This window comes from Hymenobacter sp. IS2118 (assembly GCF_000715495.1).
GTDB lineage: Bacteria > Bacteroidota > Bacteroidia > Cytophagales > Hymenobacteraceae > Hymenobacter.
In genome coordinates, this window is record NZ_JNLX01000152.1 from 1 (window position 1) to 7080 (window position 7080).

The 7080-nt window shown below is 63.5% G+C and carries 5 protein-coding genes; 1 reads left to right on the forward strand and 4 read right to left on the reverse strand.

Annotated features, from left to right (window positions below; translation table 11 throughout):
• Positions 1–536, forward strand: a 536-nt coding sequence (locus tag GM79_RS15790; protein WP_035565742.1) for a DUF6134 family protein, incomplete at its 5' end; no start/stop codon positions are given.
• Positions 537–542: 6 nt separating this feature from the next.
• On the opposite strand, the gene GM79_RS15795 is transcribed toward GM79_RS15790, so the two are convergent.
• From GM79_RS15795 to GM79_RS15810, 4 genes are all read right to left on the reverse strand, one after another.
• Positions 543–1682 (reverse strand): DUF6268 family outer membrane beta-barrel protein, encoded by a 1140-nt coding sequence (locus GM79_RS15795; protein WP_152560031.1) that lies wholly within the window; start codon positions 1680–1682, stop codon positions 543–545.
• Positions 1683–1776: 94 nt separating this feature from the next.
• On the reverse strand, positions 1777–3096 hold the full coding sequence (hflX, locus tag GM79_RS15800) for a GTPase HflX (protein ID WP_081867808.1): 1320 nt from the start codon (positions 3094–3096) through the stop codon (positions 1777–1779).
• A 278-nt stretch (positions 3097–3374) separates the two neighbouring features.
• Positions 3375–6176, reverse strand: coding sequence for a M16 family metallopeptidase (locus GM79_RS15805; RefSeq protein WP_035565754.1), 2802 nt, complete (start codon positions 6174–6176; stop codon positions 3375–3377).
• 115 nt (positions 6177–6291) lie between these two features.
• On the reverse strand, positions 6292–6921 hold the full coding sequence (locus GM79_RS15810) for a hypothetical protein (protein ID WP_035565748.1): 630 nt from the start codon (positions 6919–6921) through the stop codon (positions 6292–6294).
• Between the last annotated feature and the right edge of the window lie 159 nt (positions 6922–7080).

Here is a 7080-nt window from a genome sequence, read left to right on the forward strand (position 1 = left end):
CCCGCCGCTACGTCATCGAAGTGGCGGGCATCCGGGTGGGCACGATGACGGCCACTCGAATGCCGCAGGCCGGCACGGAGGTGCTGTACACGCTGGTGAGCGACGTGCAGGTGAAGTTCCTCTTCTACAACCTCAAGATTTATTACCAGGTCAATAACCGTTTTCGCAACGGGCAGCTCCAGCTCTCCACGGTGGAAGCGCACACCAACCAGGGCGATTTCACGTCCCGCGCCGAGTGGAAGGGCGACCACTACGACATCGTGGCCGAGCAGTATAAGCACAGCTACCGCGCCACCGAAAAGAAGCCGATTACCTACGCCGTGACCAACCTGTTTTTTGGCGAGCCTGCCGGCCAACCGCGCGCCTACGCCGAGTACTTTGGCGACTATTTCAGCCTAAGCCGCACGCCCGAGCCCGGCATTTTGCGGGCCCGGCGCGACGGCCGCGAAGACGAGTACCAGTACGCCAACGGCCAGCTGGTGGCCATCGTTAAAAAGAACCCGCTCAAGAATTTTATTATTCGCCTGCTGCCGTAGCCGCTGCTAGCGCCGCACCCCGGCCTTTTCCAGCAGCTTGCGCGGCGGCGTAATAAAGAGTTCCAGCCCGGCATAAGGTGCGCCGTTAAACTTGGAATCGATGATTTTTTCGCGGTCGTTGTTGGTGCGGTCAAACGCATCAAAGGCGTAGTTGTAGCGGTAGCCCGCCTCGGCCCCCAGCCACAGGAAACTTAGCAGTTCGCGCTCCCAGCGCACCCGGAATTTGACCTCGGTTTCGCGCAGCTCCAGCGTACGCAGGGGTTTTTTATCGGCCAGGGGCGCACCGTTGGGGTCGATGCGCGCCAGCTCATTGCGCAGCTTAACGATGTAGTTGTAGCCATCGACGGTGTAGCCGGCGTAGAAAATCGACGACTCCGAGACGTTGTAGCGGGCCGTTACCCGCGCCGGAAACAGGGCCTCAATGCCCCACCGGTCGTTGAAAGTGCGATTGTAGAGCACGGCCGGGTACAAGCTCAGCCGGCCAAACGTGTAGCCGTACTGAAAGCCCAGGCCCCACGAAAAATTCGGGCTGCGCTTCCAGCCGTACACCGCTTCGGCCGAAAAGCGCGAATAGTCGGAGGTCGTCAGGTCGGTGGAGGAATTGTAGTCGCCGCTCAGCTCGCCCTTCACGCGGGCCAGAAACCAATGCACCTCATTGATGGGCCGGAGCACCACAACCTGTGAGGCAATGCTTTTCAAGCCCTTGTTTTCGATGTTGCGGTAAAGCTCGTAATCGGTAGTGGCGGGCCCTTTGAATTTGAATTCTTCGCGCTCGTAGCTCAGCCCCACCACTACCTTCAGGTGCGGCCGGTTCCAGGCCGGAATGTAGCCTTTGATAGAGAGGTGGGCGTTTTTGTCGACCTGCCCGTTGTAGCTCCTGATGCCCACCACCTGCGCTTCCGACTGCACGCCGAACCGGGGCGTGCGCTCGTAACGCACAATCAGGCCCTTGCTCGGACCCATGCCCAGCACCGAGGGGTTGGCAAATACGCGCTGGCTGATGGGAGCCAGGGTACTGTCGGTAACGGGCGGCGCGGCTGGTGGGTAGAGTGGCGGCCGGCTCGGGTCCTGGGCTCGCGCCACGTGGCCGGCCCCCATCGCTACAACCAGGAACAGACCGAAACGAAGAGCAATAAAACGGTTCATAGGCAAGCGCCGCGGGTTGGAAAAGGCGGATGCTGCCCTTACGCGAAACGAATGGAAACAGCCAATTTTCATGGCCCGGAAGGGTGGATTTTGCTTATTCGCCGGTGTAGGCAGTTGTGCTTTGGTAGGGGAAGCGCTGCTGGTGCATGGCCGCCACGCGCTTGCCGAGCAGCTCGCGCAGTTCCTCCATATTGGTGCGCTCCTGGGCCGAGACGAACACCACCGGGTCGTGCAATTTGGCCATGTAGGTGGCTTGCAGCTGCGCCAGCGGCGGGCGCGGGGCCGTGCCGTTGTCCTCGGCATCAAGCACTTCGCCAAACGGGTCCAGCTCCGCGTCGTCCTGCTTGTACTGGTCTATCTTGTTGAACACCAGCAGCACCGGCTTGTCGGCCGCGCCAATGTCGTTCAGCGTGTCGTTCACCACCTGAATCTGCTCCTCGAAGCCGGGGTGCGAAATGTCCACGACGTGCAGCAGCAGGTCGGCCTCGCGAATCTCATCGAGCGTGCTCTTAAAGCTCTCAATCAGCTTGGTGGGTAGCTTGCGGATGAACCCCACCGTGTCGGAAAGCAGAAACGGGGTTTGTTCGAGCACCACTTTGCGGGTGGTGGCGTCCACGGTGGCAAACAGCTTGTTTTCGGCAAACACGTCGGACTTGCCCAGCACGTTCATCAGCGTGCTTTTGCCCACGTTGGTGTAGCCCACCAGCGCCACCCGAATGCTGCCGCCGCGGGCCTTGCGCTGGGTGTGGGCCTGCTTGTCGAGGTCTTCGAGCTTCTCCTTGAGGAAGGCAATGCGGTCGCGCACGATGCGGCGGTCGGTTTCGATTTCGGTTTCGCCGGGGCCCTTCATGCCCACGCCGCCGCGCTGCTTGTCCAGGTGAGTCCAGAGGCCGGTGAGGCGGGGCAGCAGGTACTGGTACTGCGCCAACTCGACCTGCGTGCGCGAAGTGGCCGACTTGGCCCGCAGCGCGAAAATGTCCAGAATCAGCAGCGAGCGGTCCACAATCTTCACCATCAGCTCGGCCTCCAGGTTGCGGAGCTGGGAGGGCGACAGGTCGTCGTCGAATACCACCATGCTGGTGTTTTCGTGCTGCACCCAGGCTTTGATTTCGGCCAGCTTGCCCTCGCCCACATACGTGCGGATGTCGGGCTTCTCCAGCCGCTGCACGAAGCGTTTGGTGGCAGTGGCGCCGGCCGTCTCAATCAGAAACGCCAGCTCGTCGAGGTATTCCGTGGTTTGGGCTTCGGACTGCCGGCGCGGGGGCACGCTCACGAGCACGGCGGTTTCCTGCTCTTTGGCCGTGGCGTAGGCACCGTCGGTTTTGGTGGCCACGTAGCCGGTTTTGGCGTTGTCGGTGGTGAAGTGCCGGGTGCTGGCGGCGGGCTTGCGGCCGCCGGATGCTTTGTTTGCCATGTAGTTGTTGGTTGTCAGTGTAATTCCGTTGGTTTCCGCCCTACCGTGACCCCACCCCCTAACCCCCCTCCCCTCCGGGAGAGGGGGAACTAGTTTTTAGTTGTAAAAATTTAAGAACTAGAGCTAGATACGAGTCCCCCCTCTCCCGGAGGGGAGGGGGCTAGGGGGTGGGGTGACGCGGCCGGGTCCGCTTCAACCTAACAAAGAACGTCATGCGATGGCGAAGCCGAGGCCGCGCTACCGCATGACGTTCTTTCAACGCAACGCCGGGCCGGCGTTTATTGTGCCGGCTTGGCGGGCGCCTTGGTGAAGTCGCCGGCTTTCACGATGGTCAGCTTGGAGTAGTTGAGGTACTTTTTGGCGGCGGCGCTCACCTGCTCGGGCGTGAGGTCGGCGATGCGCTTTTCCAGCTCGGCGTCGTAGCCGGTGAAGGTGCGGCCCTCGGCTTTGGTGAGGTACTGGGCCCAGGTGCTGGCCAGGTTGCCGTCCTGCGAACGCTGCACCTGGAAGTTTTGCAGGGCGGCCGACTTGGCGGCTTTCAGCTCCTCAGCCGTCACGCCGTCCTTGCTCAGGCGTTCCAGCTCTTCGCGGTAGGCGGCTTCGAGGCGGGCCGAGTTTTCGGGGTTGTAGATGGCGTAGGAGCCGAAGGTGCCGATTTTGTCGTTGTCGTCGGCATACATAAACGAGCCCACGCCGTAGCTCACGCCCTCTTTCTGCCGGATGCGGGTGGCCAGGCGCGAGTTCAGGAAGCCGTCGCCGAGAATGTAGTTGGCCATGTAGAGCGCGGCGTATTCGGGGTCGTCGTCGCGCATCAGATACTTGAGGAAGGCGAAGAACATGGCGTTGGCCTTGTCGTCGGTCTGAATGGACCGGGCCGTGGGCGTGGCGGTGTTCTCGAATAGGCGGCCGGGGATGCGGGCGTAGGCTTTCGGCGCTTTCCAGGTGCCGAGCTGGCTCTTCACCGTCTTGCGTAGCGCGGCCTCATCGAAGGCGCCGACCACGGCCAGGGTGGCGTGCTGGGCGCCGTAGAAGTCCTTGTAGAAGGCCCGGATATCCTCCACTTTGATGGCTTTGACGGCCGCGATTTCGTCCTCGTAGCTCAGCGTTTCAAACGGGTGGCCCTTGGGGTAGGGGTTGCTGAGGCGGGTAACCAGGTTGTAGGCCAGGCCCTGCGGGTCCTGCTGCTGCGACTCCAGGCCGGCGAGGCGCTCCTGCTTCAGCTTCTCCAGCTCGGCGGCCGGGAAGGTGGGGTTGCGCAGGCAGTCGAGCACGATGGCCATCACCGTGGGCAGGTTGGCTTTGTCGGCCTGCACGCGCACGTTGGTGCTCTGCCCGTCGCCGCTGATGTTCACCTGGGCCTTGGCCTTGTCGAAGGCGTCCTGAATCTGGGAGTAGGAGCGGGTTTTGGTGCCGCGCTGCAGCATGGCGGCCGTGAGGCTGGCCAGGGCGGGCTTGTTGGTGAGGCTGGTTTCGTCGCCGTAGCGCAGCTTGAGCTGCATGTTCACCGAGTTGCCGCGGGTTTGCTTGGGCAGCAGGGCCAGCTTCACGCCGCCTTCCTGGCTGCGCTTGGTGCGGGCGTCGATGTTGGCGGGCGAGGCGTCGAAGGCTTCGCCGGCCGCAATGGCGGCCTCGCCCTTGTAGCCTTTCACCAGCGCGGCCACGTCGGGCGTGGCCGGAATCACGCTGCGGTCGGGCTTGGCATCCGGGATAAACAGGCCCACGGTGCGGTTGCTGGGCTTGAGGTAGGCGGCGGCCACGCGCTGCACGTCGCCGGGCGTCACCTTGCGCAGGGCGTCGCGGTAGAGGTACACCAGGCGCCAGTCGCCAGTCGCTACGTATTCGCTCATGGCCAGGCCCACCTGCTCGGAGCTTTGGAAGAGCAGCTCCACGTCTTTGAGGCGCTTGGCTTTGGCGCGGTCCACTTCCTCGGCGGTGGGGGCGTTTTTGGCCACGTTGTCGAAGGTGTTCAGCAGCACGGTGCGGGCCGAATCGAGGGAGCGGCCGGCGCGGACTTCGGCGTAGAAGTAGGCAAAGCCGGCATCGTGCAGGGTGGGGGTGAAGCCCCACTGGCTGGCCGCCTTCTTGCTTTCGATGAGGGATTTGTAGATGCGACCCGAGGGCTCGTTGGTGAGCACGTCCACCAGCACGTCGGTGGCCGCGTAGTCGGCGTGGGCGCCCGCCGGGGTGTGGAAGGCCACGCCGATGCCCTGCACGTCGCCGGTGCGGCGCAGGGTCAGCTGCCGCTCGCCGTCCTGGGTAGGCTCGATGGTGTAGGTGGGCTGGAGCACCCGCGTGGGGCGCGGAATGCTGCCGAAATACTGCTGCACCAGGGCCAGGGTCTTGGCCTCGTCTACCTTGCCGGCCACGAGCAGCACGGCGTTGTCGGGCTGGTAGTATTTCTGATAAAAGGCCCGGAGGTTATCCACCGGCACTTTTTCGATGTCCTCCTTCGAGCCGATGGTGCTCTTGCCGTAGTTGTGCCAGAGGTAGGCCGAGTTCAGCACCCGCTCCATGAGCACGCGGGGAGGCGAGTTCTCCCCGCGCTCAAACTCGTTGCGCACCACGCTGAACTCGGAGGCCAAATCTTCCTTCTTGATAAAGGAATTCACCATCCGGTCGGCCTCCAAGTCCAGGGCCCACTTCAGGTTTTCGTCGGTGGCCGAGAAGGTTTCGAAGTAGTTGGTGCGGTCGTACCAGGTGGTGCCGTTGGGCGAGGCGCCGTGCTCGGTCAGCTCCTGGGGCACGTTGGGGTGCTTGGTGCTGCCCTTGAATACCATGTGCTCGAGCAGGTGGGCCATGCCGCTTTCGCCGTAGCCCTCGTGCCGCGAGCCCACCAGGTAGGTGATGTTCACGGTGGCCGTGGCCTTGGAGGGGTCGGGGAAGAGCAGCACCCGCAGCCCGTTCTTGAGCTGGTATTCGGTGATGCCCTCCACGGACGTTACGCGGCTCACGCCCGCCGGCAGGGCGGGGGTGGTTTGGCTAACGCCGGCCTTCGGTTGGGCCAGCGCCGGGGCGGCGCTGCTCAGGGCCAGCAAGGCCAGCGCCGGCAGGCTCCGGCGCAGGAAATTACGGTTTTGCATGAGGAGAGGGAAAAAGGGAGTGAGGTATGAAGATGGAAAATGCCGGGAGCACCCCATCCCCTAGCCCCTTCCCCCGGAGGGGAAGGGGCTAGGGGATGGGGTGCCGCGCCTGCGCCTAGCTCACGGCCAGCCCAAACGTGGCGCTTTGGGTGCCGTTGGCCGCGTCGCGGTCCATAAAAAAGGCGTAGTAGTCGCGCTGCTCGGCCTGGCCGGGCGTCAGGTTGGGGCGGGTGTCGAGGTAGGGCGAGTAGGTATCGGCGCTTAGGAAGCTGAACTCGGTTTCGGCCCCCCGGCGGCTGTAGAGGTGAATGCCCTGGTGGCCGGCCTTCTTGAATTCGACCTTAATCTGGCCTCCGTCGAGGCTGAGTTTCAGCTCCGGGGTGTGGGCGGCCACGCGGGCATCGGCGCTGGTGGCGTCGGCAGTTTCCACGCCCGTCATCTGCAGCTGGGCGAGCTGGGCGGGCGTCACGCCGGGCGTGTTGCGCACGAGCAGGGCCAGCCGGCGGGTGTTGGCTTCGCTGAGCCTGTCCTGAGCGGCCAGCGTGTCGGCGGCCGCTTTCTGGGCCACCTTGGCGGCATCAAAAGCCAGGCGGGCATCCACGAATTTCTGGGCCGCCGCTACGGCCGCCGTGGTAGTCGGCGCATCCAGCTTGAGGGCGGTGGCAATGGCGGGCAGCACCTTCACCAGGTTTTGGTAGAAAGCCAGCTCGGAAGCGGCGGCATTGGGAAACCAGTCTTTTTTCATGAAAAGGGAGAATGAGGTAAATGAATACTCAATAGTAGGCGAAAGAATTGATTAGTAGGGTTTACAGGGGCAGGCCCGCGCCCCTCAGGGCCAGGGAACCAACCGAAACCGACTGCGAAACAGGCTCCCCTCCCCCGCAGGGGAGGGGCCGGGGGTGGG

Coding starts and splice junctions, on each gene's coding strand:
- hflX (WP_081867808.1), bottom strand. CDS start 3,096: ATGGCAAACAAAGCATCCGGCGGCCGCAAGCCCGCCGCCAGCACCCGG.
- GM79_RS15795 (WP_152560031.1), bottom strand. CDS start 1,682: ATGAACCGTTTTATTGCTCTTCGTTTCGGTCTGTTCCTGGTTGTAGCG.
- GM79_RS15810 (WP_035565748.1), bottom strand. CDS start 6,921: ATGAAAAAAGACTGGTTTCCCAATGCCGCCGCTTCCGAGCTGGCTTTC.
- GM79_RS15805 (WP_035565754.1), bottom strand. CDS start 6,176: ATGCAAAACCGTAATTTCCTGCGCCGGAGCCTGCCGGCGCTGGCCTTG.